The sequence below is a fragment of the Cupriavidus sp. WGlv3 genome (genome assembly GCF_023952475.1).
GTDB classification, from domain to species: Bacteria; Pseudomonadota; Gammaproteobacteria; order Burkholderiales; family Burkholderiaceae; genus Cupriavidus; species Cupriavidus phytorum.
This window is the reverse complement of the sequence record NZ_JALHRX010000003.1, coordinates 261,167-286,553: the sequence shown is the minus strand read 5'-3', so window position 1 is coordinate 286,553 and position 25,387 is coordinate 261,167. Positions and strand designations below refer to the sequence as shown.

23 protein-coding genes and 1 tRNA gene are annotated in these 25,387 nt (G+C 68.3%); 14 read left to right on the top strand and 10 right to left on the bottom strand.

Annotated elements, in window-relative coordinates; translation table 11 throughout:
• Position 1 precedes the first annotated feature (1 nt).
• A complete protein-coding gene (locus MKD38_RS07895; RefSeq protein WP_252675585.1) occupies positions 2–2,026 on the top strand; it encodes an acetoacetate--CoA ligase in 2,025 nt (674 codons plus the stop codon).
• A gap of 24 nt (positions 2,027–2,050) precedes the next feature.
• The gene (locus tag MKD38_RS07890; RefSeq protein ID WP_252675583.1) at positions 2,051–2,953 is read left to right on the top strand and encodes an aldose epimerase family protein; all 903 of its coding nucleotides are present in this window, start codon (positions 2,051–2,053) and stop codon (positions 2,951–2,953) included.
• A 15-nt stretch (positions 2,954–2,968) separates the two neighbouring features.
• Here the strand turns inward: MKD38_RS07890 and MKD38_RS07885 are convergent, their stop codons facing one another.
• The 3 genes from MKD38_RS07885 to MKD38_RS07875 form a co-directional block, all read right to left on the bottom strand.
• Positions 2,969–3,346, bottom strand: coding sequence for a DUF5594 family protein (locus MKD38_RS07885; RefSeq protein WP_252675581.1), 378 nt, complete (start codon positions 3,344–3,346; stop codon positions 2,969–2,971).
• Positions 3,347–3,426: 80 nt separating this feature from the next.
• Positions 3,427–4,539, bottom strand: a complete 1,113-nt coding sequence (locus MKD38_RS07880; protein ID WP_252675579.1) for a CoA transferase — start codon at positions 4,537–4,539, stop codon at positions 3,427–3,429.
• Positions 4,540–4,547: 8 nt separating this feature from the next.
• Positions 4,548–5,522 carry a tripartite tricarboxylate transporter substrate binding protein gene (locus tag MKD38_RS07875; protein WP_371925664.1) on the bottom strand — a complete coding sequence of 325 codons (975 nt, stop codon included), beginning with the start codon at positions 5,520–5,522 and terminating at the stop codon, positions 4,548–4,550.
• A 126-nt stretch (positions 5,523–5,648) separates the two neighbouring features.
• Between MKD38_RS07875 and MKD38_RS07870 the strand changes: the two genes are divergently transcribed.
• The 4 genes from MKD38_RS07870 to trmB all read left to right on the top strand — a co-directional run bounded on the left by MKD38_RS07870 (position 5,649) and on the right by trmB (position 7,893).
• Complete coding sequence (locus tag MKD38_RS07870) at positions 5,649–6,611, top strand: LysR family transcriptional regulator (protein WP_252675576.1); 963 nt, start codon at positions 5,649–5,651, stop codon at positions 6,609–6,611.
• A gap of 62 nt (positions 6,612–6,673) precedes the next feature.
• Positions 6,674–6,898: a hypothetical protein gene (locus MKD38_RS07865; RefSeq protein ID WP_252675958.1), complete on the top strand. Its 225-nt coding sequence runs from the start codon at positions 6,674–6,676 to the stop codon at positions 6,896–6,898.
• 68 nt (positions 6,899–6,966) lie between these two features.
• A tRNA-Gly gene (locus MKD38_RS07860) sits at positions 6,967–7,041 on the top strand.
• Between the two features lie 66 nt (positions 7,042–7,107).
• Positions 7,108–7,893: a tRNA (guanosine(46)-N7)-methyltransferase TrmB gene (gene trmB / locus MKD38_RS07855; protein ID WP_252675574.1), complete on the top strand. Its 786-nt coding sequence runs from the start codon at positions 7,108–7,110 to the stop codon at positions 7,891–7,893.
• A gap of 69 nt (positions 7,894–7,962) precedes the next feature.
• Here the strand turns inward: trmB and MKD38_RS07850 are convergent, their stop codons facing one another.
• The 3 genes from MKD38_RS07850 to MKD38_RS07840 form a co-directional block, all read right to left on the bottom strand.
• The gene (locus tag MKD38_RS07850) at positions 7,963–8,844 is read right to left on the bottom strand and encodes an undecaprenyl-diphosphate phosphatase (protein WP_062801473.1); all 882 of its coding nucleotides are present in this window, start codon (positions 8,842–8,844) and stop codon (positions 7,963–7,965) included.
• Between the two features lie 79 nt (positions 8,845–8,923).
• Complete coding sequence (locus MKD38_RS07845) at positions 8,924–9,484, bottom strand: DUF1439 domain-containing protein (RefSeq protein WP_252675572.1); 561 nt, start codon at positions 9,482–9,484, stop codon at positions 8,924–8,926.
• 60 nt (positions 9,485–9,544) lie between these two features.
• Positions 9,545–9,829, bottom strand: coding sequence for a YkgJ family cysteine cluster protein (locus MKD38_RS07840; protein ID WP_252675570.1), 285 nt, complete (start codon positions 9,827–9,829; stop codon positions 9,545–9,547).
• 256 nt (positions 9,830–10,085) lie between these two features.
• On the opposite strand from MKD38_RS07840, the gene MKD38_RS07835 reads away from it, so the two are divergent.
• The 6 genes from MKD38_RS07835 to MKD38_RS07810 all read left to right on the top strand — a co-directional run bounded on the left by MKD38_RS07835 (position 10,086) and on the right by MKD38_RS07810 (position 17,957).
• Positions 10,086–10,910 carry a TetR/AcrR family transcriptional regulator gene (locus MKD38_RS07835; protein ID WP_252675568.1) on the top strand — a complete coding sequence of 275 codons (825 nt, stop codon included), beginning with the start codon at positions 10,086–10,088 and terminating at the stop codon, positions 10,908–10,910.
• On the top strand, positions 10,907–12,016 hold the full coding sequence (locus MKD38_RS07830) for an efflux RND transporter periplasmic adaptor subunit (RefSeq protein ID WP_252675567.1): 1,110 nt from the start codon (positions 10,907–10,909) through the stop codon (positions 12,014–12,016). Before MKD38_RS07835 ends, MKD38_RS07830 begins: the two co-directional genes overlap by 4 nt.
• 20 nt (positions 12,017–12,036) lie before the next feature.
• Complete coding sequence (locus tag MKD38_RS07825; RefSeq protein ID WP_252675565.1) at positions 12,037–15,261, top strand: efflux RND transporter permease subunit; 3,225 nt, start codon at positions 12,037–12,039, stop codon at positions 15,259–15,261.
• Between the two features lie 113 nt (positions 15,262–15,374).
• A complete protein-coding gene (locus MKD38_RS07820) occupies positions 15,375–16,028 on the top strand; it encodes a protein-L-isoaspartate O-methyltransferase family protein (protein ID WP_018008125.1) in 654 nt (217 codons plus the stop codon).
• 11 nt (positions 16,029–16,039) lie between these two features.
• Positions 16,040–16,363 (top strand): rhodanese-like domain-containing protein, encoded by a 324-nt coding sequence (locus tag MKD38_RS07815; RefSeq protein WP_012353593.1) that lies wholly within the window; start codon positions 16,040–16,042, stop codon positions 16,361–16,363.
• A 76-nt stretch (positions 16,364–16,439) separates the two neighbouring features.
• Positions 16,440–17,957 carry a TolC family outer membrane protein gene (locus tag MKD38_RS07810; RefSeq protein WP_252675563.1) on the top strand — a complete coding sequence of 506 codons (1,518 nt, stop codon included), beginning with the start codon at positions 16,440–16,442 and terminating at the stop codon, positions 17,955–17,957.
• Positions 17,958–18,026: 69 nt separating this feature from the next.
• Here MKD38_RS07810 and MKD38_RS07805 read toward each other — a convergent pair whose 3' ends face one another.
• Positions 18,027–18,833 (bottom strand): META and DUF4377 domain-containing protein, encoded by an 807-nt coding sequence (locus MKD38_RS07805; RefSeq protein ID WP_252675561.1) that lies wholly within the window; start codon positions 18,831–18,833, stop codon positions 18,027–18,029.
• 352 nt (positions 18,834–19,185) lie between these two features.
• Here MKD38_RS07805 and MKD38_RS07800 point away from each other — a divergent pair, with 352 nt between their 5' ends.
• Both MKD38_RS07800 and MKD38_RS07795 read left to right on the top strand, forming a co-directional pair.
• Positions 19,186–20,475, top strand: coding sequence for an O-antigen ligase family protein (locus tag MKD38_RS07800; protein WP_252675553.1), 1,290 nt, complete (start codon positions 19,186–19,188; stop codon positions 20,473–20,475).
• Complete coding sequence (locus MKD38_RS07795; RefSeq protein WP_252675550.1) at positions 20,472–21,563, top strand: glycosyltransferase family 4 protein; 1,092 nt, start codon at positions 20,472–20,474, stop codon at positions 21,561–21,563. Before MKD38_RS07800 ends, MKD38_RS07795 begins: the two co-directional genes overlap by 4 nt.
• A 7-nt stretch (positions 21,564–21,570) precedes the next feature.
• Here the strand turns inward: MKD38_RS07795 and waaA are convergent, their stop codons facing one another.
• The 3 genes from waaA to MKD38_RS07780 are packed head-to-tail and all read right to left on the bottom strand — an operon-like array spanning position 21,571 to position 25,332.
• On the bottom strand, positions 21,571–22,860 hold the full coding sequence (gene waaA, locus MKD38_RS07790) for a lipid IV(A) 3-deoxy-D-manno-octulosonic acid transferase (protein WP_252675548.1): 1,290 nt from the start codon (positions 22,858–22,860) through the stop codon (positions 21,571–21,573).
• Positions 22,860–23,966: a lipopolysaccharide heptosyltransferase I gene (gene waaC / locus MKD38_RS07785; protein WP_115704325.1), complete on the bottom strand. Its 1,107-nt coding sequence runs from the start codon at positions 23,964–23,966 to the stop codon at positions 22,860–22,862. The genes waaA and waaC overlap by 1 nt, the downstream gene beginning before the upstream one ends.
• Positions 23,947–25,332, bottom strand: coding sequence for a phosphomannomutase/phosphoglucomutase (locus MKD38_RS07780; protein ID WP_252675540.1), 1,386 nt, complete (start codon positions 25,330–25,332; stop codon positions 23,947–23,949). Before MKD38_RS07780 ends, waaC begins: the two co-directional genes overlap by 20 nt.
• Positions 25,333–25,387: the final 55 nt, after the last annotated feature.

Sequence of the window (25,387 nt, the reverse complement as noted above, 5' to 3'; positions counted from 1 at the left end):
CATGACCACCGCCGCCCCGCTCGCCGAAGGCAACCTGATGTGGACGCCGTCCGAGGCGTTCCGCGACCGCAGCCAGATCGCGCAGTTCATGCGCTGGCTGCGCACCGAACGCGGCCTGGCCTTCGACGACTACGACAGCCTGTGGCAGTGGTCCGTCACCGAGCTGGAAGCCTTCTGGGACGCCGTGCGCGCCTACTTCGACGTGCGCTTCGATACTCCGGCCAGGCAAGTGCTGGACCGGCGCACCATGCCCGGCGCGCGCTGGTTCGACGGCGCCACGCTGAACTACGTGCAGCAGGTCTTCCGCCATGCCGGCAGTGGCAGCGCGCGCCAGCGCACCGCCATCCGCCATGCCGGCGAGGCGCAGCCGCTGGCGGACATCAGCTGGCACGCGCTCGAGGCGCAGGTCGCCTCGCTGGCGCATGCGCTGCGCCGGATGGGCGTGCAGCGCGGCGACCGCGTCGCCGGCTACCTGCCCAATATCCCCGCCACCGTGGTCGCCTTCCTGGCCACCGCCAGCCTGGGTGCGGTCTGGTCCGGCTGCGCGCCGGACATGGGACAGGTGGCGGTGGTCGACCGCTTCCGCCAGATCGCGCCCAGGGTGCTGATCGCCGTCGACGGCTACCGCTACGGCGGCAAGGTCTATGACCGCGCGCCGGTGCTGGCCGAGCTGGTCGCAGCGCTGCCCTCGCTGACCGACCTGGTGCTGGTGCCGCAAGCCGGCAGTGGCGCCGCGGCGCCCGCCGGCGTGCGCGTCCATGCCTGGCAGGACGTGCTGGCGCACGACGTGCCGCTGGCGATCGAGCCGGTGCCGTTCGACCATCCGCTGTGGATCGTCTATTCGTCCGGCACCACCGGCATGCCCAAGCCGATCGTGCACGGCCATGGCGGCATCGTCATCGAGCAGCTCAAGCTGATGGCGTTCCACAACAACCTGGGCCCTGACGACGTGTTCCACTGGTACAGCAGCAGCGGCTGGATCATGTGGAACGCGCAGGTGGCCGGGCTGCTGCTCGGCACCACCATCGCGCTCTACGACGGCAACCCGGCCTGGCCCGACGCCGGCGTGCTGTGGCGCTTCGTCGACGATGCCGGCGTGACCCTGTTCGGCGCCGGCGCGGCATTCTTCACCAACTGCATGAAGGCCGGCATTGAGCCGGCTCGCATCGCCGACGTGTCGCGGCTGCGCGGACTGGGCTCGACCGGCTCGCCGCTGCCGGTCGAGGCCTACGACTGGATCTACCGCCATGTGCGCGAAGACATCTGGCTGGTGCCGATGTCGGGCGGCACCGACTTCGCCGGCTCGTTCGTCGCCGGCTGCCCGCTGCTGCCGGTCTATTCCGGCGAGATGCAGTGCCGCTGCCTGGGCGCCAAGGTCGAAGCCTTCGACGACCATGGCCAGCCGCTGGTCGACGCGGTCGGCGAACTGGTCTGCACCGAGCCGATGCCGTCGATGCCGCTCTACCTGTGGGGTGACTCCGATGGCCAGCGCTACCGCGACAGCTATTTCGACACCTACCCCGGCGCCTGGCGGCATGGCGACTGGATCAAGATCACCAAACGCGGCGGGGCGGTGATCTACGGGCGTTCCGACGCCACCATCAACCGCCACGGCATCCGCATGGGCACCAGCGAGCTGTACCGCGTGGTCGAAGACCTGCCCGAGGTGCTCGACAGCATGGTGGTCGACCTCGAATACCTTGGCCGCGAGTCGTATATGCCGCTGTTCGTGGTGCTGCGCGAAGATGTGGTGCTCGACGACGCGCTGCGCGACACCCTGCGCGCGCGCATCCGCAGCGCGCTGTCGTCGCGCCACGTCCCCAACGAGATCGTGCAGGCGCCCGGCGTGCCGCGCACGCTGTCGGGCAAGAAGATGGAGGTACCGATCAAGAAGCTGCTGCTGGGCCATGCGCCGCAGGGCATCGCCAACCGCGACGCCATGGCCAACCCCGACACGCTCGACTGGTACTTCGACTATGCCGCGCGCTTCCTCAAGGCGCGCCAGGCCGAGTCGGCCACCACCTGAGCACCGGCGCCACATCCCCACGCCATGCCCAACCTGCCAACCGAAGACTTCCAGGGCCAGCCGCTGGTGCGGATCGGCCAGGCCGATTCCTGGCTGCTGCTGGCGCCGCAATACGGCGCGCGGCTGGTCCGCTGGGTGCATCGCGGGCAAGACCTGCTGTACTGGCCCGACGCCGCCGACTGGAGCCGCCCGGCCAAGATCCGCGGCGGCAACCCGCTGCTGTTCCCGTTTATCGGACGGCATTTTGTCGACGGCAACCCGGGTCAATGGCGTGACGGACAAGGGATGGTCCACACCCTGGCGCAACACGGCTTTGCGCGCGACCTGCCGTTCGAGGTCAGCGCCATCGACCCGCAGGCTGCGATCACGATGACGCTGCGCGACAGCGAGGCCACGCGCGCCGGCTATCCGTTCGCCTTCGTGTTCGACGTGGTCTACACCTTGCTGCCCGACGGCCTGGAGATTGCGCTGCGCACCACCAACCCCGGCACGCAGCGCCTGCCCTGTTATCCCGGCCACCACTTCTATTTCACCCTGCCCCACGCGCAGCGCAGTGCGGCGTCGCTGGCCCTGCCCGACACCGGGCGCATGCGCCAGCTACCGGATGGCAGCCCTGGACCGGCCGAGGCCGGCGAGTCGGCCTACCAGCTCGACGATCCACGGCTGCAGGACACCTTCCACGTCTTCCGCGGCAGCCCCTCGGCGCAACTGGTCATGTCCGGCCGCCGTATCGGCTTCGAGCTCGACCTGCCCGGCAGCACGCCCTGGCATGCCGTGACCACCTGGTCCGAAACCGAAACCTCCGACTTCTATTGCGTGGAGCCGTGGGTGGGACTGCCCGATGCCATCCACCATGGCCATGGCTTGCGCTGGATCGAGCCCGGCCAGTCGGAAAGCGCGGTGTGCCGGCTGCGCGTCGCCGGCTGATTCAGGCAACGCCGCTTAGTGTTCGAAATCCAGCCCGCCGATCAGGATCTGCGGGTCGGCCTGCGACAGCGAGCGGAAATCGATGCCGCGCGGCTCCTGCCACGCCCGCAGCTTGGCCGGCAGCGCCGCGAGGTAGCCGGCAAAGCGCGCCTCGCCGCCCGCGGCGAACAGCCGCTGCACCTCCAGCCCGTCCCACGCCAGCGTGATATCGAGCGCATACGGATGGCGCCGCAGCTCCGGCGGGCCCTCTGCGGTCATGCGCAGGCGCGGCGGCATCCCGGGGCCATCGGCGGGCAGCGGCTGGAGTTGCAGGCGCCGGTGCTGCTGGCCGATCGCATCGGTGATGCGCGGCAGGCATTCGGCTTCGAAGCGGGCGAAGAAGTCGGTGGTCAAGGGGGAACGTCCTGACGTTGCGGGAGGGATGACGGCGCACATGGCCGTGTGCCATCGTGCCAGCCACTATACGCCGGGCCTCATCCCGGGCGGTACACGCGAAAACCCAGCCCCGGCGACATGACCTCGGTTTGCCCTTCGCGCAGTGTCACCGGCTGCAGACTGCCATTGGCCATCGACTCCGCGGCGAACTCGGCGATATTGCGCAGGCGTGCCGCCGGGACGCCCAGCGCGGCCAGGCGCGGCTCCAGGTCGGCCGCGGCCCCCGCCGCCACGGCGCCCGCGATGGCCCGCTTGAGCGCCGCCGGATCGAGCGCGCGCACGAAGGCGGGCAAGGCGGCCGCGTCCAGCGGGGTGTCGAACAAGGCCGGATCATTGGCCAGCTCGCCCAGGCCGAGCGCGTCGAGCAGCGCCAGCAATTGCTTCGGCGTGTTCGCACCAATTGCCAGCCAGCCGTCGCGGGTGCGGAAGAAATCCGCCGACGGGCTGCCCGAATAGCCCTGGTTGCCTTGCCGTACCGGCACGCCGCCGGTGGTCATGGCATCGCATGCCATCGGATACATCAGTTGCAGTCCGGCCGTGGCCATCGACACATCAAGCAGCATGCCGTGCCCGGTGCGCTCGCGCTCGCGCACGCCGGCCACGATGGCGAAGGCAGCCAGCATGCCGGTAGCGGCGTCGATCACCGGGAAGCCGGTCTTCATCGGCGGGTCGCCTTCGGTCCCGCCCATCCATGCCATGCCGGTGGCTGCCTGTACCACGTGGTCATAGGCCGGCCGGCCGTGCCACTGCGCCGCCCCGCGGCCAAAGCCGGAGATGCTGCAATAGACCACGCGCGGGTTACGCAGTCGCACCGCCTCGTAGCCCAGCCCGAAGTGCTCCAGCACGCCTGGCCGCAGGTTGTCGACGAACACGTCGCAACGGCTGGCCAGTTCCAGCGCATGCGCGCGCCCGCCTTCATCGGCCAGGTCGAGCGCAAGCGACGACTTGCCGGCATTGAGCGCGACAAAGGCGGCATGCCCCTTGCCCGCGCGGCGCATCACGTCGCCGCCGCCCGCGTTCTCGACCTTGGTCACCTCCGCGCCCAGCTGAGACAGCAGGAAGGTGGCAAACGGTCCGGCAATCACGTGCGAGAAATCCAGCACGCGGATGCCGGCCAGCGGCGCGAAGTCCGCTTGTGAGGTGAGGCTCATGGCCATGTCTACTCCTTGGTGATGCGGTTCTTGTCGATGACCTGGCGCAGGCGCACGGTCTCGTCGGCCACGAGCCGGGAAAACGCCTCCGGTGTGGGCGTCGGCGCGAGTACGGCGCCCATGTCGGCATAGGTCCGGCGCAACGCGGGGTCCTGCAGCGCCTGCATCACTGCCGCATGCAGCCGCGCAGTAATCGCCGCGGACAGCCGCGGCGGCGCCCAGATACCGCTCCAGGCATCGAGGTCGAGGTCTTTGCGGCCGAGGGCCTCGTTCAACGTGGGCACCTGCGGCAACACCGGGGCGCGGCTGGCCGAGGTCACTGCCAACATCCGCACTTTGCCGCTGGCGAGCTGCGGCATCGCCGTGGCCGCGACCGGGAAGCCGAACTGGGTATCGCCCTTGATCAGCGACGGCACGATCTCGACCGAGCCCTTGTACGGCACGTGCACCACGTCGATGCCGGTCGCCGACGCGAACGCCGCGCCCGATACATGCGCCGCCGAGCCGATCCCGCCCGAGGCGTAGTTGAGCGTGCCGGGTGCGCGCCGTGCCGCGGCGGCAAGATCGGCCACGTTCCGGTATGGCGAGCCGGCGCTGACCACCAGCACCGACGGACTGACGCCGACGCGGATGATGTGGGTGAACGCCATCGGGTCGAATTTCGCGCCGGGCTGCAGCAGCTTCTGCGCGACATGGGTGGAAGCGCCCAGCATCAGCGTGTAGCCATCGGCCGGCTGCTGCGCGACGAATTCGGCGGCGAGGATGCCGCCCGCACCGACCTTGTTTTCGACCACAACCGGTTGGCCCAGCACGTGCGCCAGCCGCTCGGCCAGCTTGCGGGTCTGGATGTCCGGCCCGCCGCCGGCGGCGTAGGGCACCACCAGCCGGATCGGCCGGCTCGGATAGGGGTGGGCAGCATGCGCGGCGGCCGGCAATGCCAGCAGTGATTTCAGCAGCAGGCGGCGCGTGGGATTGGCCTCCATTGCAGTCTCCTTCATGGTTTGCCCCGATTGTCCCGGGAGGAGGCCATTCAAAACAATTATCCAGTTTTGATAAAGCCATCACGTTTTGCTATGACGCGCGCGACCCCGAGAAGCACGGATGCCGGAATGCCATGGCCCAACCGCATCGACCGCCTGCGTATCCGCCACCTGCGCCTGCTGGACCTGGTGGCACGCAGCGGCTCGCTGACCGCGGCGGGGGAGCGGCTGCACCTGAGCCAGCCGGCCGTTACCAAGATGCTGCAGGAGCTGGAACTCGCCTTCGGCTGCAAGCTGATCGAACGGACCACACGCGGCGGCCGCCTGAGCCTTGCGGGCGAGCGTGCGCTGGAACGGTTGCGCGTGGTGCTGGGTGCGATCGACGCGGCCGGCGAGGCGCTGCTGACGCGGCCGGAAGTGCCACTGGTCCGGCTCGGCATGCTGCCGCTGGTGGGCATGGACGTGCTGCCCCGGGCCGTAGCGTGGTTGCGTGAGCGCGGCTGCCTGCCACGCCTGGCGGTACGCGAACATACCGTCGCCGGGCTTACCGCGATGCTGTCTGCAGGCGAACTCGACTGCATCGTGGGCCGGCTGCAAAAGGACCACGCCGGCCAGCTCGAGGCCAGCGCCCGCATCACGCGCTTGCGCGACGAGCATCTGGCCGTGGTCTGCGCGCCGGGCCATCCTCTCGCCGGGCGCCGCGGAGTCGCGCTGGCGGATCTTCACGAAGGACCGTGGATCCTGCCCCCGCGCGGCACCCACACGCGCGACGTGTTCGAGCAACCGTTCCTCGACGATGGCCAGCTGCCGCCGGTGCCGCATATCGAGTCGGCGTCATTTCACAGCAACCTGGCCATGACCGCCGCGGGCGGATTCCTGACGGTGGCGCCGGCGACGGCGCTGGCCAACTACCAGGCCCTGTCGATGGTGCGCGAAGTGCAGCTGCGCGCGCCGTTTGCCTCGGGCCACCTGGTCTTCATCACGCCGGCGCAAATCGAATCGCCGCCGGCCGTGACACTGCTGTGCGAAGCCCTGGAAGCGGCGGCCGCGCAGGACGCCAGGGCGCCTTCGGCACCGATGCGGCGCCGCTGACGCGCCAACGCGACCGGTTCCCGGCCAGCAGCCACGCCAGACAAGACCTATCATTGGCAGCTATGCAGCCCTACCGGAATCTCAGCGGCAACTCGGGCGTGGTCGCCTACGAAGTTGGCCCGGAACATATCCGGATCCGCTTCGACAACGACCACGTCTACACCTATGACTACCGCAGGCCCGGCCGCCACCACGTCGAACAGATGAAGCGCCTCGCCACGGCGGGATCCGGCCTGTGCAGCTATATCAGCCAGGAGGTCGGCAAAAACTTCGCGTACAAGGCCTGAGGCGCTGAATGCGCCCCATCAGCCACTCGCTTGCATCCCCCCGGGATCCCGCATAGAATCGCGGGTTCGCGGGCGTCGTATAATGGCTATTACCTTAGCTTCCCAAGCTAAAGACGTGGGTTCGATTCCCATCGCCCGCTCCACTTCCAGTCGAGACAAGCCGCCTTTGCCACCGTTACGGTGATCCGCCCGGCGGCTTTTTTGTTGCCATGCTTCCCCAAGACCCCAGCACCGGGCCGGCCGACGAGGCCGAGCCGGCAGACCGCGCCGCCGTGCCAGCGTCCGCCCCCTCTCCTGTCGATCCTGAAGGCGTTGCGCATCCGCGCCGCATCCGTTCGTTCGTGCGCCGCGCGGGCCGGACCTCGACCGGGCAGCAACGCGCCATCGACGAAGTCGGGCCGCGCATGATCGTGCCCTACACGCCGCAGCCGCTGGACTGGGAGGCAACCTTTGGCCGCCAGGCGCCGTCGATCCTGGAGATCGGCTTCGGCATGGGCGAGACCACCGCGCATATCGCCGGCCTGCGGCCGCAGGACAACTTCCTGGGATGCGAGGTGCATGAGCCGGGCGTGGGCGCGCTGCTCAAGCTGATCGACGAGCGCGGCCTGGCCAATGTGCGGATCCTGCAGCATGACGCGGTGGAAGTGATCGCGCATATGCTGACCGACGACTGCCTCGACGGCGTGCACATCTATTTTCCGGACCCGTGGCACAAGAAGCGCCACAACAAGCGCCGGCTGGTGCAGGCGCCGCTGGTGAAGCTGCTGGCCGCGCGCCTGAAGCCGGGCGGCTATATCCACTGCGCGACTGACTGGGAAGAGTACGCGCACCAGATGGTCGAAGTGCTGTCGGCCGAGCCGCTGCTGGAGAACACCTCGGCGGCGCCGGGTGGTTTTGCCGAGCGCCCGGACTACCGGCCCGTGACCAAGTTCGAGCGGCGCGGCGTGCGGCTCGGGCACGGGGTGTGGGACGTGGTGTTCCGCAAGCGCGCCTGAGCGCTGCAAGCGCCCAAAGAAAAAGCGTGGCATCTGCCACGCTTTTTTGTTGCCTGTGTCACAGCCTGCTCAGGCGTGCCAGGACACCAGCCCGGTGTACGCGGTCAGCAGCACCACGATGCCGAAGGCGATGCGGTACCACGCGAACGGCTTGAAGTCGTGCGTGGCGACGAAACGCAGCAGCCAGCGCACGCACAAGAAGGCGGACAGGAAGGCAAAGACGAAGCCGACCGCGAAGATGCCGAGGTCGTCGCCGTTCAGCAGCGCGCGCGCCTTGTACAGTTCGTAGACGGTGGCGCCGAAGATCACCGGGATCGCCAGGAAGAAGGAGAACTCGGTGGCCACCTGCCGCGACAGCCCGAACAGCATGCCCCCGATGATGGTGGCGCCGGAACGCGAGGTGCCCGGCACCAGCGCGAAGCACTGCGCCAGCCCCACCTTGAGCGCGTCGCGCCAGTTCAGGTCGTCGACCGACTCGATGCGTGGTGCGCCGGCCTTGGCGGCTTCCAGCAGCGCGTTGCCCTGCGGATGGGAGACCGTGCCGCGGCGCGCGTCGCGCCATTCGGCCAGCAGGATCACCACGCCGCCGACGATAAAGGCCAGCGCCACCGAGATCGGGTTGAACAGGTGGGCCTTGATCCATTTGCCGAAGATAAAGGCCAGCACGATCGCCGGCACCGACGCGATCACCACGTTGGCGGCAAAGCGCTGCGACAGCGGGTCGTCGCGCAGGCCGCGCACCACTTTGCCGATGCGCGCGCGGAACTCCCAGCACACCGCCAGGATGGCGCCGAACTGGATCACGATCTCGAAGATCTTGCCCTTCTCGTCGTTGAAGTCGAGCAACTGGCCGGCCAGGATCAGGTGGCCGGTGCTCGAAATGGGAAGAAACTCGGTCAGGCCTTCGACGATGCCGAGGATCACGGCCTTCAGCGCTAGTGCGATTTCCATGCGGAACGAATGAGACGTAGTCACGGGCGTTGTCCGGCCTGGTGCCGGACCGCCCGCATTGTTGTTCGATGCGCCCCGGTCAGGGGCGGTTGATCTTGACGTTGATGCCGTCGGGCAAAACGGTGATTGTACCGGGCTCGACGTGCGTGCCGGCAAGGCGAAGCTGGTCTTCGCGGAAGGTATAGAGCGGATAGCCCTGCAACAGCTGCTCGGCCAGGATGCCGCCCAGCGCATTGAGCTGGCGCGAGAACTGCGCGGGCATGCCCTGCACGTCGAAGCGTTTCACCTCCGGATCCTGCAGCACCACGGACCGTGTGGGCTCGTCGTAGCGCAGCCCGCTGTCCAGCGCGAAGCGGCCGGTCAGGGCCTGGCTGAAGAACAGCTTGTTGTCGATGGTGGCGTCGAACTGCACGTTGACGCGATTGCGCACGGAGTCCAGCGTCAGCTGCGGGTTGGTCAGCTGGATGTCGAACAGCTCCATGTAGCGCTTGTTGAACGGAAACTTGCGCTCCAGCGCCGCCTGCAGCTCGCTTTGCGAGAACGTGTACTCGCTGCGGAAGGCGCCGCAGGCGGCCAGCCCCACGGCCAGGGTGGCCGCGGCGGCAGCGGCGAGCCAGCGCCGTCGGGAAGTCCGGATCATATTGCCTCCGATTGCGGGAGTTCAGGAACGATTGCCAGGCGTCATGCCGCGCCGTGCCGCTCAGGCGGACGCTTGCGGCGCGGTCAGGATCTCGAGCCGGGCCAGCCATTGCAGCGCCGCTTCGCGGGACTCGCCGCACATCTCGGCCGACGGCTTCAGGCCGCCGCAGAACGCGGGCCGGTCCGGGCGGCCGAACACCGCGCAGCGCATATCCGGCAGCAGCTGCGCGCACGGCACGCCCGCCGGCTTGCCGTCCGGCATGCCGGGCAGCGGCGAAGCGATCGACGGCGCGATACAGCAGGCGCCGCAGCCCGCGCGGCAGGAAAGGTCTGACCGGCAACTCATGACGATGGTTCTGGAGCGGCAGCCGCTCAGGCTGCCAGGTCAAAGGCGACATTGTGCCCGAAGGGCCGCGGGCCTCCTGTAAGAAAAGGAAAACGCCGTAAGCGTGGCACGGTTGCAGGAAAAATCCGTGCACCGTCCATCACATGACGCCGAACGGGTCTGGTCGGACGTGCCTTGGTGTATGCCCCTGCTTGACCCCCTGTAGGGCCTCATCTACATTACTGACCCACAAGTTATTAACTTTTCGACGCCCCTCGTGCCCCGCAGTCTTCGCAAACCCGCCGTGACCACGTCAACCGCCGACGCGCCGAAGGACGCCGACAGCCCGCGCTGGAGCCGGCGCAAGGCGGCACGGCCGCAGGAACTGGTGGCGGCGGCGCTGGACTTGTTCGTCGAGCGCGGCTATGCCGCCACGCGCCTCGAAGACGTGGCCGCGGCGGCCGGCGTGTCCAAGGGCACGGTCTACCTGTACTTCGCCAACAAGGAAGAGCTGTTCAAGTCGGTGGTGCGCGAGAACCTGGTGCCGGCACTGGCGCGCGGCGCCGACCTGGTCGATGCCTACCAGGGCAGCACGCCCGAGCTGTTGCGCGAACTGCTGCGCGGCTGGTGGGGACTGATCGGCGCCACGTCGGTGGCGGGACTGACCAAGCTGATCATGGCGGAGTCGGCCAACTTCCCGGACATCGCCCGCTTCTATAACCAGGAAGTGATGGTGCCGGGCGACGAGCTGTTCGCCAAGGTGCTGGCGCGCGGCGTGGCGCGCGGCGAGTTCCGCGCGCTGCCGGCCAACCCGACCACCACGCTGATCTGCGCGCCGCTGGTGTTTCTGATGATGTGGCAGCGCGCGCTGCGCGCCACCGCCGAGAAAGACATCGACCCCGAGGCCTTCCTCGACGGCCTGCTCGACACGCTGCTGTTCGGGCTGACGGCCGGCGCAGCGCGCGACCGGCCGCTGCCGCCGCAGCACGGCCCCTATATCTGGGAAGTGATCCGCGACGAGATGCTGGCGCAACGCGCCGCCGCGATGGCTACCGATGGCGATCCCGCCCCTGCCGCACCGCGACCCGGCACCCCGACATGAAGCGCAAGACCCTGCTGATCACCGCCGCCTGCCTGGCCCTGGCGCTGAGCGCCACGGTGGCCGTGCGCAAGGCCGGCAGCGCGCGCCAGCCGCAGGCGGGCGCTGCGGCCGCCAATATCGTCGAATTCCTGCAGACCGACCTGGTGCGCGTGGCGCGCCAGGACCTGCAGCTGTCGCTGCCGCTGTCGGGCAGCCTGCGCGCGCTGAACCAGGCCTCGGTCAAGGCCAAGGTCTCCGGCGAAGTGAAGCAGGTGCTGGTGCGCGAAGGCGAGCCGGTGCGCGCCGGCCAGGTCATCGTGCGCATCGACCCGACCGAATATGAGGCGCGTGTCGCGCAGGCGCGCGGGCAAATGCTGGCCGCACGGGGCCAGTTCGAGAACTCGCGCCAGACCTGGGAACGCAACCGCGAACTGGTCGACAAGGGCTTTATCTCGCAGACCGCCTTCGACAAGTACCAGTCCGACCTGGCGGTGGCACGCGCCAACCTGGACGCCACCCAGGGCGGGCTGGCGGTGACAAAGAAGTCGCTCGCCGACACCGTGGTCAAGGCGCCGCTCGACGGCATGGTGGCCGCGCGCGCGGTGCAGCCTGGCGAGAAGGTGTCGCCGGACACGCGCCTGGTCGATGTGGTCGACCTGCGCGTGCTGGAGCTGGAAGCGCCGATCCCGATGGCCGACGTGGCGCGTGCCGCGGTGGGCCAGCCGGTGGCGCTCGAAGTGGAAGGCGCCGGCCGCTTTGCCGGCAAGCTGGTGCGCATCAACCCGGCCGTCAGCGAGGGCACGCGCAGCATCATGGTCTATGTCCGCGTCGACAATGCCGACCAGGTATTGCGCGCGGGCATGTTCGCGCGCGGCGCGCTGGTGCTGGGCCAGCGCGCCGCGGTGGTCTCGGTGCCGGTGTCGGCGGTGCGCACCGAGGGCGAGCGCGCCTTCGTCTATGCCATCGAGCGCGACACGCTGGCGGAACGCCCGGTGCAACTCGGCCTGCGCGACGAAGCCGGCGGCATGGTGGAAATCGTCTCCGGCCTCGATGCCGGCGCCGAGATCGTGCGCAACAACCTCGGCACGCTGCGCAGCGGCAGCCAGGTCAGGCGCGTCAAGGCCTGACGGTACCGAGGACGCGCGCCATGTGGTTCACCCGCCTGTCGATCCGCAACCCGGTGCTGGCCACCATGATGATGATGGCCTTCATCGTGGTCGGGCTGTTCTCTTACCAGCGGCTGCCGGTCGACCAGTTTCCCGACATCACCTTCCCGGTGGTGGTGGTGCAGACCGAATACCCGGGCGCCGCGCCGGAGTCGGTCGAGTCCGACGTCACGCGCAAGGTCGAGGAGATCGTCAATACCGTCTCCGGCATCGACGAGATCTTTTCGCACTCGTACCAGGGCACTTCGGTCGTCGTCATCAAGTTCGACCTGAGCGTCGATGTCGGCCAGGCCGCGCAGGACGTGCGCGACAAGATCGCGCTGATCCGCCCGCAGTTCCGCGATGAGGTCAAGGAACCGCGCGTGCTGCGCTATGACCCGTCGGACGCGCCGATCTTCTATCTCTCTGTCTCCAACGCGCCCGGCGCCAGCCGCAGCCAGCGCGAGCTGACCACCATCGCCGACCAGATCGTGCGCAAGCGGCTGGAAACCGTGCGCGGCGTCGGCGCCATCAACCTCGTCGGCGGCACCAAGCGCGAGGTCGAGATCCGCATCCGGCCGGCGCAGCTGGAGGCGCTGGGAATCGGCGTCGACCAGGTGATGAACGCGATCCGAAACGAGAACCAGGAGCTGCCCGCGGGCGAGCTGCGTTCCGCGGCGACGGAGACCGTGGTGCAGATCAAGGGCCGGGTGCCCACGCCGGATGCGTTCCGGCAGATCATCGTCGCGCGCCGCGCCGGCCAGCCGGTCACGCTGGGCGAGATCGCCGACGTGCGCGACGGCCAGGAAGAGCAGGAAAGCCTGGCGCTGCTCGACGGCAAGCGCGCGCTGTTCCTGTCGGTGGTGAAGGCGCAGGGCCAGAACACCGTCGATACCGTCGACGGCCTGGTGCGCATGACCGACGAGGTGCGCAAGCTGGTGCCGGCCGGCGTGCAGCTCACCGTGGTCAACGACACCGCGCGCGGCATCCGCAGCAGCGTGAAGGAGGTGCGCTCGACGCTGCTGGAAGGCGCCTTCCTGACCGTGGCGATCGTGTTCCTGTTTCTGGGCTCGTGGCGCAGCACGGTGATTACCGGGCTGACGCTGCCGATCGCGCTGATCGGCACCTTCGGCGTGATGTACCTGTGCGGCTTCACCCTCAACGTGATCACGCTGATGGCGCTGTCGCTGTGCGTGGGGCTGCTGATCGACGATGCCATCGTGGTGCGCGAGAACATCGTGCGCCACAACCTGATGGGCAAGGACCACCGCAGCGCGGCGCTGGACGGCACCAACGAGATCGGGCTGGCGGTGCTGGCCACCACCTTCTCGATCGTCGCGGTGTTCCTGCCGGTGGGCTTCATGGGCGGCATCATCGGGCGCTTCTTCCACCAGTTCGGCATCACCGTGGTGGCGGCGGTGCTGATCTCGATGTTCGTCTCGTTCACGCTGGACCCGATGCTGTCCTCGGTCTGGCATGACCCCGACCTGCACGGCACCGGCAACAAGCGCAGCTGGTACGGGCGCACCGTGGGGCGGCTGCTGGACTGGTTCTCGGCCAGGATGGACCGGCTTGGCGACGGCTACGCCGGCATGCTGGCCTGGGCGCTGAAGCACCGCCTGGCCACCGCCGCGATCGCCGCCGCGACCTTCTTCGGCAGCTTTGCGCTGGTGCCGCTGATCGGCACCGAGTTCGTGCCCAATGCCGACCTCGGCGAGACCCAGGTCGGCTTCACCACGCCGGTCGGCACCTCGCTCGACGTCATCGAGGCCAAGGTGCGGCAGGTGGAAGCCGCGCTGAAGGCCTTCCCCGAAGTGGCCTACACCTACGCCACCATCAACTCGGGCAACGCCTCGGGTCGCAACAACGCGCTGGTGTCGGTGCGCCTGACCGAGCGGCGCGCGCGCGCCCTGACCACCGCGCAGCTCAACCCGCTGATCCGCCAGCGGCTGGCCGGCATTGCCGGCATCACGCTGACCATGGTCGGCATGCCCGACGGCGCCGGCGGACAAAAGGCGATCCAGGTGTCGATCCAGGGCGATGACCTCGACGAACTGCGGCGCCTGTCGCGCGAAGCCAGCGCGCGCATGGCGGCGATTCCCGGCCTGACCGACCTGGATTCGAGCATGAAGGACGACCGCCCCACCATCGAGGTCCGCATCCGCCGCGAACTGGCCTCGGACCTGGGCGTGGGCGTGGCGCAGATCGGCAATGCGCTGCGGCCGCTGCTGGCCGGCGATGCCATCAGCTCCTGGCGCGCGCCGGACGACGAGAACTACGACGTGCGCGTGCGCCTGCCGAAGGATGCGCGCACCGGCATGGCCGACCTCAGCGCGCTGATGATCGCCAGCAGCCACGCCAATGCCGACGGCTCGCCGAAGATGGTGCCGTTGCGCCAGATCGCCGAGCTGGTGCCCACCACCGGCGCCAACCAGATCAGCCGGCGTGACCTGAACCGCGAAGTCGAGCTGACCGCCAACGTGGCCGGGCGCTCGGCCGGCGAAGTCGCGCGCGACATCAAGGGCGCGCTCGACGGGGTGAACTGGCCGGCCGGCTACAAGTACCGCTTCGGCGGCTCGACCAAGTCGATGAACGAGTCGTTTGGCTACGCCGTGTCGGCGCTGGCGCTGGCGGTGATCTTCATCTACATGATCCTGGCCTCGCAGTTCGCCAGCTTCTTCCAGCCAATCGCCATCATGACCTCGCTGCCGCTGACGCTGGCCGGCGTGTTCGCGGCGCTGCTGCTGTTCGGCTCGACCCTGAACATGTTCTCGATCATCGGTTTCATCATGCTGATGGGGCTGGTGACCAAGAATGCGATTCTGTTGGTGGACTTCGCCAACCAGGCGCGCCAGGGTGTCGACGGCTGTGAGCCGCTGTCGCGCGAGGCCGCGCTGGTCGAAGCCGCGCGCGTGCGGCTGCGCCCGATCCTGATGACCACGCTGGCGATGATCTTCGGCATGGTGCCGCTGGCCTTCAGCCTGGGCGAGGGCGCCGAGCAGCGCGCGCCGATGGGACAGACCGTGATCGGCGGGATCATCACCTCGTCGATCCTGACGCTGGTGGTGGTGCCGGTGATCTATACGTATCTTGATGATTTCGGCGCGTGGCTGCGCCGGCTGTGGCAAGGCAAGCCGCACGCCACGCCGGAAGCGCCCGCGCAGGCCTTGACCGGCCGGCCCGCGGCGACGGAGCGCCCGGCCCCGGTGGAGGCCAGCGCGGAATGAGCCCGGAGGCGCCCGCAAGGTTAAAATAACGGGTTTGATAAGACTGTCCGGCCGTGGCACCGCGCGGCCGGCGCACAGACCGACAGCGGTTGGCATTGGTAAGGAATGGCAAGATGGATCTCGAAAAAGCCCGATTCAACATGATCGAACAGCAAATCCGCCCGTGGGACGTGCTGGACCAGGAAATCCTGGACCTGCTGGCGGTGGTCAAGCGGGAGCAGTTCGTCCCGTCCGCGTACGCCTCGCTGGCGTTCGTCGACATGGAGATTCCGCTGCCCGCCGGGCAGAACATGCTGGCGCCGCGCGTCGAAGCCCGCATCCTGCAGGACCTGGCCGTGCGCAAGCATGAGACCGTGCTGGAAATCGGCGCCGGCTCCGGCTACATGGCCGCGCTGCTGGCCAACCGCGCCCGCCACGTGCTGACGGTCGACATCGTGCCCGAGCTGGTCGAGCTGGCCCGCACCAACCTGGCCAACGCCGGCGTCACCAATGTCGACGTTGCCGAAGGCAATGCCGCCGACGGCTGGGCCGCCGCCGCGCCCTACGACGTGATCTGCATCTCCGGCTCGCTGCCGGCGATCCCGCCGTCGATCCTGGCGCAGGTGAAAGTGGGCGGGCGCATCGCCGCCTTCGTCGGCGAACTGCCGGTGATGGAAGCGCGCCTGGTCACGCGCGTGTCCGAAACCGAGTACCAGGTCGTCAACCTGTTCGAGACCGCGGTCAAGCCCCTCCAGGGCGCGGCCCGGCCCTCGCAATTCCAGTTCTGAGGACGTACGCCATGCAGGTCATCCAAGCGACCGAACTGGCCCAGTGGCTGGCCGACGCCAGCCGCGCCAGGCCGGTCCTGCTCGACGTGCGTGAAGGCTGGGAGGTGCAGACCTGCGCCCTGCCCGGCATCACCCACATCCCGATGCGCGACATCCCGGCGCGCGCTGCCGAACTCGACGAAGACGCCGACATCGTCTGCATCTGCCATCACGGCGCACGCAGCATGCAGGTGGCGGCCTACCTGGAGCGCCAGGGCTACGGCAAGGTCTACAACCTGACCGGCGGCGTCGACGCCTGGGCCAGCCAGGTTGACCCCGCCATGCCGAAGTACTGACGCGGCAGCCAGCACAGCAACACGAAGAAGAAACGACTGTCGGCCGCGGCACCCGCCGCGCCCACCTGGAGGTGTCATGACGTTTGCGCCCAACGCCCAGCCCGGAGCGATCCGGACGCGCCTGGCGATCGCGGCTTCCCTGCTGGTCCCGCTGCTGGCCATGATGCCCGCGGTGGCCGGCGCGGCCGACCTGCTGCAGGTCTACCGCGATGCGCAAGCCAATGACGCCCAGTTCGCCAGCGCGCGGTCGCAGCTGCTGGCCACGCGCGAGAAGCTGCCGCAGGGCCGCGCGGGCCTGCTGCCGCAGGTGGTGGGCACCGCCGGCGCCAACCGCACCAAGCTCGACCAGACCGCTTCGCTGCCGATCGGCGGCGCGCCCAGCGCCTCCGGCACGCGTTTCTTCAACAACAACAACTGGCAGCTGCAGCTGAGCCAGCCGCTGTTCCGCTGGGACCGCTGGGAAACCTACAAGCAGGGCGAGCTGGCCGCGCAGGCGGGCGAAGTCACCTTCCACCAGGCCGAGCTCGACCTGATCACGCGCAGCGCGCAGGCCTACTTCGACGTGCTGGCCGCGCAGGACAACCTCTACCTGGCGCGCGCGCAGAAGAAGGCCATCGCCGAGCAGCTGGAACAGGCCAGGCGCAATTTCGAGGTCGGCACCGCCACCATCGTCGACGCCAACGACGCCCAGGCCCGCTTCGACCTGGCCACCTCGACCGAGATCGCCGCGCAGAGCGACCTGGAGATCAGGCGCGCCACGCTGCAGCAGATCACCGGCAAGCCGGTCGACGAACTGATGGGCCTGCGCGCCGAAGCGCCGATCCCCGGACCCCAGCCGCCCGATGTCAACGCCTGGGCGGCGCAGGCCGAGACCAGCAACCTGCAGGTCAACCTGGCCAGCTACAACCTCGAGACCGCGCAGCGCGAGACCAACAAGGCCAAGGCCGGGCACCTGCCGTCGGTCGACCTGGTGGCCTCGTACGGCTTCAACAACCAGACCGGCAGCGCCACCCAGGCGATCTCGACGCACTACAACGCGTCGCAGATCGGCGTGCAGCTGACCCTGCCGATCTTCGCCGGCGGCCAGATCCAGTCGCGCGTGCGCGAGACCCTGGCGCTGGCCGACAAGGCCGCCAGCGACCTGGAATTCGCCCGCCGCACCGCCGCCCAGACCGCGCGCCAGACCTACTCCGGCGTCTCCAACGGACTGGCCCAGGTCAAGGCGCTGGAGGCGGCCGAACGCTCGGCCACCAGCGCGGTGGAATCCAACCAGCTCGGCTACGAGGTGGGCGTGCGCATCAACATCGACGTGCTCAACGCCGAGGCCCAGCTCTTCTCCACCCGCCGCGACCTGGCCAAGGCCCGCTACGACACCATCATGAACGGGCTGCGCCTGAAGGCCTCCACCGGCGTGCTGCAGGAAGCGGACGTGGTGCAGATCAATACCCTGCTGACGTCGTCGCCGGGCGCGCTGTACAAGCTGCCGGTGCCGGCGCAGGCCGGCGCGAAGGCGCCGGCAAACCCGCGCGCCTCGTCGGCCGAGCGCCGCGGCACGCGGCGCGAAGCCACGCCCGCGGGCACGCCGCGCTCCTGACCTACCGCTTGCACCTGTAAAGGAAAACGGGCCGCAACCGCGGCCCGTTTTGCATGGAGGCGTGGCGCCTTACTTCGCGCGCGTGCGCGACTCCACGTTGAGCAACTGCCAGCGGATCGCCGACGCATCCGCCGGCGGGTTCGGCACCTGGTATTCGCGCACGCGCAGCCGGTACGACACGCCGGGTTCGAAATCCAGCCCCTCGATCGGCCCATACCACAGCTGCCACGGCGCATCCGGCGACTCGCGCCAGCGGTAGCAAGTCATCTTGCCCACGCCCGTGCACTCCACGCGCTGCGAGTCGATATAGACGGTCTTCTCGACGCCCGCGGCCTCCACGCGCGCACCGCGCTTGCCCACGCCCTCGCGCTCGACGAACTGCAGCAGCTCGCCGTCCACGGTCTTCCAGATGATCTGCCGGCCGGTACTGGCCGCCGACGGCTGCGTGCCCACGGTGGCGAACGGCGTCTGCATCGCCTTCAGCAGCGCCGACTCCAGCGCCATGCGCGGCGGCGGGCAAGCCATGCGCGTGCCGGCGATGCGGTCGAAGCGGATGCCGGTCTCGGTCTTGCCATAACTGCCGCTGAAGCGATTGCAGCCGCTGGTGCCGCTGACCGTGCCCTGCGCGGCATCGATACCCTCGTTGAACTCGAAAATGATCGGCTCGCCATTGTCGCCGTGCGGGATCTCGCGCAGCGAGCCGTCAGGCTGCTGCCAGCGCACCAGTTCCCAGCGGCTCGGGCCGGACGGCTGGGTCTGGTTCAGGTTGGTGCCGGCCGACGGAAGGTTGGGCGCGGTCGCGGTAGTGCAGGCGCCGAGCACGGCGGCGACCAGCACGGCGGCCGCGAAGGGAATCAGGCGATTACGGCTATCCATAAGAACTCCTGTTGCGGGGCTGCCCTGGGGCGCCCGTAGCGATGTCATCGATGGATGTGACTGGCAGCATGCCGGAAAGTGCACCCGGCCATAGACCTTCAGTTTAGCAAGCCGATCCGGCACCTCTTGAAGCGCCTGACCCTCCACATACATCCTGTAACGGGTCGACACGCCCAGCCGGATAGGATGCGGAACTCCTGGAAATGCCACCGTGGCCATCCGATATAATCGCTTCGCCCCGAGCCGCAATGCCGGCGCAGGGCACCGCTCCTCAGGAGACGGCGACAATAATAAGACGGACGGAACGGCACGCATCTTTCATGCACCCATGTTCCTCCGGAAACCTTTCTCCATGCTCTTGATGACGAGATTGCAAGGGTCCCTACCATTGGGGATCGACAAAGCTCTGTACCTGAGCGCCTGTGTTGTCCTGGCTGCGTTTCCCGCGCTGATGTTCGTCAAGCCGTCGCTGAGCAACACCTGCTTCGGGCTGTTGCTGGGGTGGAGCGCCATCGCCCTGGCTGCCGGCGGCCGCGCCGGCCTTGCGGAATTCGGCCTGATCCTGCGCCGGTACTGGCCCTTCATGCTGGCCATGGCGGCGCTGCCGCTGGCGGTGCTGACCCAGCAACTGCTGACCGGGGCCGAAGACCCGCATGTGCCCTATCTTTACCTGCGTTTTGCGCTGTTCATCCTTCTGGTCCCTGGCATGCTGCGCCTGGGCCGACGCGGCATGCAGAGCATCCAGTGGGGCTTCGTCGCCTGTGCGCTGATATCCGCCTTGTGGCTGCACGAAGTCGCCGCGGCGGGACGTCCCAGCCATGTCGGTTTCTCCAACGTCATTCCCTTCGGCAACCTCGCCTTGCTGACCGGCATGCTCGCCGTGATCTCGATCGGCTGGAACCGCCCGGGCGATCACTGGCTGGCTGGCCTGAAACTGCTGGCCGGCTTCGCGGGACTGTACGCGTCATACATGAGCGGCACCCGCGGCGGCTGGCTGGCCATTCCAGTGCTGGCACTGATCGCGCTGGCGGCCTCGCGCAGGTTGACGCGGCTGCACAAGGCCGGGGTACTGCTGGGGCTGGCCGGGCTGATGGCGCTGGGATGGTTCAGCAGTGCGATCGTGCAGCAGAGGACGGCTGCGGTTGTATCGGAACTGTCTCAATTTGTTCAGCATGTAACGTCGGACACTTCGATCGGCGTTCGCCTTCAGCTCTGGCGCGCGTCGCTTGAACTGTTCCAGGCCCACCCCTGGACCGGCGTCGGGCCGGAACACTTCGAAACGACCCTGCGGACCCTCGCCACTCAGCATGTGATTACGCCGCTGGCCGCGACCATGCCGCATTCTCACAATGAACTGCTGCATGCCGCAGCGACGCTCGGCATTCCTGGATTGCTGGCGATCCTTGCGCTGTACCTCGTGCCGGCGGTTTTCTTCGTGCGCCACCTGCGTGGAACCGACCGGGGCACGCGTGTCGCCAGCGCCATGGGCCTGGCGCTGTGCTGCGGCTTCATGGTGTTCGGGCTGACCGAAGTCATGTTCGCCACGACGCTGGTCAATGCCTTCTATAGCCTGGTCATGGCGTTTTGCTTTGCCTATGTTGTCGCGCGCCAAAGCAAATTGCCGGCGCCCGCAACCCCTTGAACCCGGACGCCCGGCGCCATATCTGCTTCCTGACCGGCACCCTGAATGCAATGGCCGGCGCGGAGCGGATGACCGCCACCATCGCCAACGCGCTGGCTGCGCTGGGACACTGCGTCACCGTCCTTAGCCTTTGGGACAGGTCCAGCCAGTTTCCATTGCACCCCGAGGTGCGCCATGAAGCGGTGTTCGCGCAACGCCCTTCTTTCAAGCGGGCCTATTTCGCCACCGTTGCCGGCATCCGCCGGCACTGCATTGCGCATCGCATCGATGTCCTGGTGCAGGTGGACCCCATGCTGGAACTGTTCGTGCTGCCTGCCACGCTCGGCCTGGGCCTGCACCATATCGCCTGGGAGCACTGCCACTTCGACCAGGACCTCGGCAAGCCCGCGCGCAAGCTGGCGCGCCGGCTGGCGGCGCGGTTCTGCCGCCAGGTGGTGGTACTGACGGAGCGCGACCGCAGCCGCTGGCTGGAAGCCCTGCGGCCGCGCAGCAAGGTCGTGTGCCTGCCGAATCCGCTGCCGTTCGCGCTGCCGGATGCGCCGGCACCGCGCGCGCAAAGGACGGTACTGGCCATGGGGAGGATGGTGCCAGCCAAGGGTTTCGATGTGCTGCTGCGCGCCTGGAAAATAGTGTCGGCGCAGGCGCCGCAATGGCAATTGGTGATCCATGGCGAAGGCGAGGAACGCGCCGCGCTGTCGGCTTTGATCCGGGAACTGGAACTGGAAGGCAGCGCCAGCCTGCCCGGGATCTGCAATGACCCTGTGCAAACCTATGGCAACGCCTCGGTGTTCTGCCTGAGTTCGCGCTATGAGGGCTTCGGACTGGTGCTGATCGAAGCGATGGCCTTCGGGCTGCCGATCGTATCGACCGATTGCGAGACCGGCCCGCGCGAATTACTGGATCCGGGCCAGGACGCACTGGTGGTCCCGACCGACGACGCCGACGCATTGGCCCGTGCGCTGCTGGCCGTGATCCGCCAACCGGACCTGGCGGCAAGGCTGGGCGCCAGCGGACGCCAGAAGGCCAGCCAATTCGCGCTGGAGCGCATTGCGCTGCAGTGGGACGCCCTGGTGCGAACACCAGGATAGCCGCCCGTCAGCCTTCCAGCGCCGGTGCCACCGCTGCGAGCGTGCGCACCGTGGCGCCCCGATGCAGGCCGGAGAAGGTCTGCGCATGCGCGCGCATCTCCGCCAGGCGTGCCGGATCGGCCAGCACGCTTGCGGCGGTGCGCATCAGCACGTCGGCATTGTCGACACGCAGGCACGCACCCGCGGCAATCGCATCCTCGGTCGCCTGCGCAAAGTTGAAGGTATGCGGCCCGATCAGCACTGGGGTGCCGACGGCGCAGGCTTCGATCAGGTTCTGCCCGCCCAGCGGCAACAGGCTGCCGCCGATGAATGCCAGGTCCGACGCGGCAAAGTACATTGCCATCTCGCCCATCGAATCGCCCAGCACGATGTCGGCCGCCAGCGGCGACCGCACGCGATCGAGATCCAGACTGCTGCGGCGTTCGACCGAAAACCCGGTACGCGCCGCCATCGCGGCCACTTCATCGAAACGCTGCGGATGGCGCGGAATCAGCAGCAGCGCCGGCCGGGGCACGCCCGGCGCCAGGGACTCCCAGCGCGAGAAGGCGTCGAGCAGCATCGCTTCCTCGCCCTCGCGCGTACTGGCCGCCGCCAGCACCGCGCGCGCGCCGAAGGCCTGGCGCAGTTGCCCGCCCAGCGCCACGCCGGCCGGCGCTGGCTGCATGTCGAACTTGAGGTTGCCGGTGATCTGCACCGCCGGCACACCCAGTGCGCGAAAGCGCTCGGCGTCGCCGGCCGTCTGTGCCAGCACGCCGGCAAAGTCGCGGTACATCGACGCTGCGGCCCGGCCGAAGCGGGCCGTGCGCCGGTAGCTGCGCGGCGACAAGCGGGCATTGACCAGGTACAGCGGCACGCCTGCCTTGCGCGCGCCATGGACCAGGTTCGGCCACACCTCGGTCTCCATCAGCATGCCCACCTGCGGCCGGAAGTACCGCATGAACCGCCGCACCAGCCACGGCAGGTCATAGGGCAGGTAGCACTGGACCACGCGCGGCTCCTTGCCAAACAACTGCGCGCCGGTCTGGCGGCCGGTCGGCGTCATGTGCGTCAGCAGCAGGCGATGATGGGGATGCGCGGCCAGCAGCGCCTCGATCAAGGGCTGCGCGGCACGGGTCTCGCCTACCGACACGGCGTGGACCCATAGCCATGGCCCTGGCTTCGGCAGCCCGCCATAGGCCCCGAGGCGTTCGCCGACATGCTGCAGGTAGCCCGGCTCCTTGCGCGCGCGCCAGGCCAGGCGCAGCAGCGCCAGCGGCAGCACCGCCACCCACAACAAGCTGTACAGGAGACGCAACATCAGGCCGCCACTCCGCGCACGCGGCAAGCCGCCTCGTAGACTTCATCGACCGACGGGACCACGCCATCGTCGCCGACATTGGCAATGCGCTCCGACCAGTAGCCTTCGGTCTTCCAGCGCCAGGTAGCGGTATAGATTTCCACCGTGGGCCGGCACAGCGCCGCGGCGATATGGACCAAGCCGGTATCCACGCCGATCACGACTTCGGCGCGGTTGATCAGCCCAAAGCCCTGCATCACCGAGAAGCGCGGCAACACCCTGGCCCGCGGCACGCCGGCAGCAATGGCTTCGGCAGCGTGGCGTTCCTTGTCATTGCCCCATGGCAGCAGCATCACCAGGCCCGCTTGATCCAGGCGTTTGCCCAGCGCGTGCCAGTTCTGCACCGCCCACTTCTTGCGCGCCCCGGCGGTCGCATGGAAGCACACGGCATAGCGCGCCGGCAAATCCGCCCATAGCGGATCGTCGACCGACAGCGTCCGGGCACCCTGCCCGAAAAACAAAGGCGGCTCCACGGGTGCGGTGCCGGTCAGCGCTGCGCCCAGCAAGCGGGAGCGGCGCACCGAATGGGTCTGGCGCGGCACCGACACCGGGTCCGTATAAAGCAGCCGCGCCGCCGGCTCATAGCCCGAGCCCTGCGTGGCGTTGCCGAGCCCGATGATGGGCGCGCCCGGCGCGCGCGCGGCGACGCGTGCCACCACCGCGGTCTTGAGCAAGCCCTGGCTTTCGATCACGGCGTCATAGCGTTGCTGGCGCAAGGCGTCGCGCACCGCGCCAATCTCGCGCCAGGTGCCGCCCTGCAGCAGGCGCTTGCGCCAGCGCCGCAGCGCAAACGGGATCACGCGGTGCACCTCGGGCAGCAGGCGCACCAGCTCCACGTAGCCCTCTTCCACGACCCAGTCGATCTCGGCGCCCGGCCAGCGCGCGCGCAAGTCGTGCACCAGCGGCATGTTGTGCACCACATCACCGAGCGACGATACCTTGACCAGCAGGATGCGCGGCCGCTCCGGCAGCGCAAAAGGCACCGCGGCCGGCATGGGCTGTGCCACACCGGCCGCGTCAGACGATGCCGCAGGCACCGTCGCGCCCTCAGAACGGGAGCTGAGCATCCGGCTTCTCGGCGAGGATCACGCGCTTGAACTCTGCCTGGATACGCGCCAGCGCGGCGTCGTTGTCCGCCTCGAAACGCATCACCACCACCGGCGTGGTATTGGACGGACGCGCCAGGCCAAAGCCATCGGCATATTCCACCCGCACGCCGTCGATGGTGATCACTTCGCGCGCGCCCTCGAACTTCGCATTGGCGCGGATCTTGTCGAGCAGCGTGAACGGTTCGCCCTCGGCGCACTTCAGTTGCAGTTCAGGGGTGTTGTTGGCGTTCGGCAGCGCGTTCAGCACCGCGCTGGGATCGGCATGGCGCGACAGGATTTCCAGCAGGCGCGCGCCGGTGTACAGGCCATCGTCAAATCCATACCAGCGGTCCTTGAAGAAGACATGGCCGCTCATCTCGCCGGCGATCGGCGCGCCGGTTTCCTTCAGCTTGGCCTTCACCAGCGAATGCCCGGTCTTCCACATCAGCGGCTCGCCACCGTGCTGGCGGATCCACGGGGCCAGCTTGCCGGTGCACTTGACGTCGTAGATCACCTGCGCACCGGGGTTGCGCGACAGGATTTCCTCGGCGAACAGCATCAGCTGGCGGTCCGGGAAGATCACCTGCCCGTCCTTGGTCACCACGCCAAGGCGGTCGCCGTCGCCATCGAAGGCCAGGCCCAGCTCGCAATCGGTCTCGCGCAGGGTCTTCATCAGGTCTTGCAAGTTTTCGATATGCGCGGGATCAGGATGGTGGTTGGGGAAATTGCCGTCGACCTCGCAGAACAGCTCGACCACTTCACAGCCCAACCCGCGGAACAGGTCGCCGACGAAGGCGCCGGCCACGCCATTGCCCGCATCGAGCGCGATCTTCATCGGGCGGGACAGCTTGACGTCGCCCAGGATCCGATCGAGATACTTCGCACGCACATCGACTTCCTGGTACGCGCCCGCACCCTGGGTGAAGGCGCCGGCCTCGATGCGCTTGCGCAAGTCCTGGATCTGCTCGCCATAGATGGCCCGGCCCGCCAGCACCATCTTGAAGCCGTTGTAGTCGGGCGGGTTGTGGCTGCCGGTGACCATGATGCCGGAGGTGGGGCGTACGCCATCGATCTCGATATTGGTCGCGAAATAGACCATCGGTGTGGCGACCATGCCCAGGTCCAGCACGTCCAGCCCAGTGGCGCGCAGGCCCTCGACCAGGCCGCCGATCAGGTCCGGGCCGGACAGCCGGCCGTCGCGGCCGACGGCGATGGAAGTCTCGCCAAGCTCCACAGCGGCGGAGCCGAACGACAAGCCGATCTGGCGCGCGACGTCGCGGGTGAGCGTTTTGCCCACGATGCCGCGAATGTCATAGGCTTTGAAGATGGAAGGATCGATTTGCATGTAGGGTCCTGAGTTGCTTGTCGTCCGCGCCACACCTTGCCAGCAGGCCGATGCG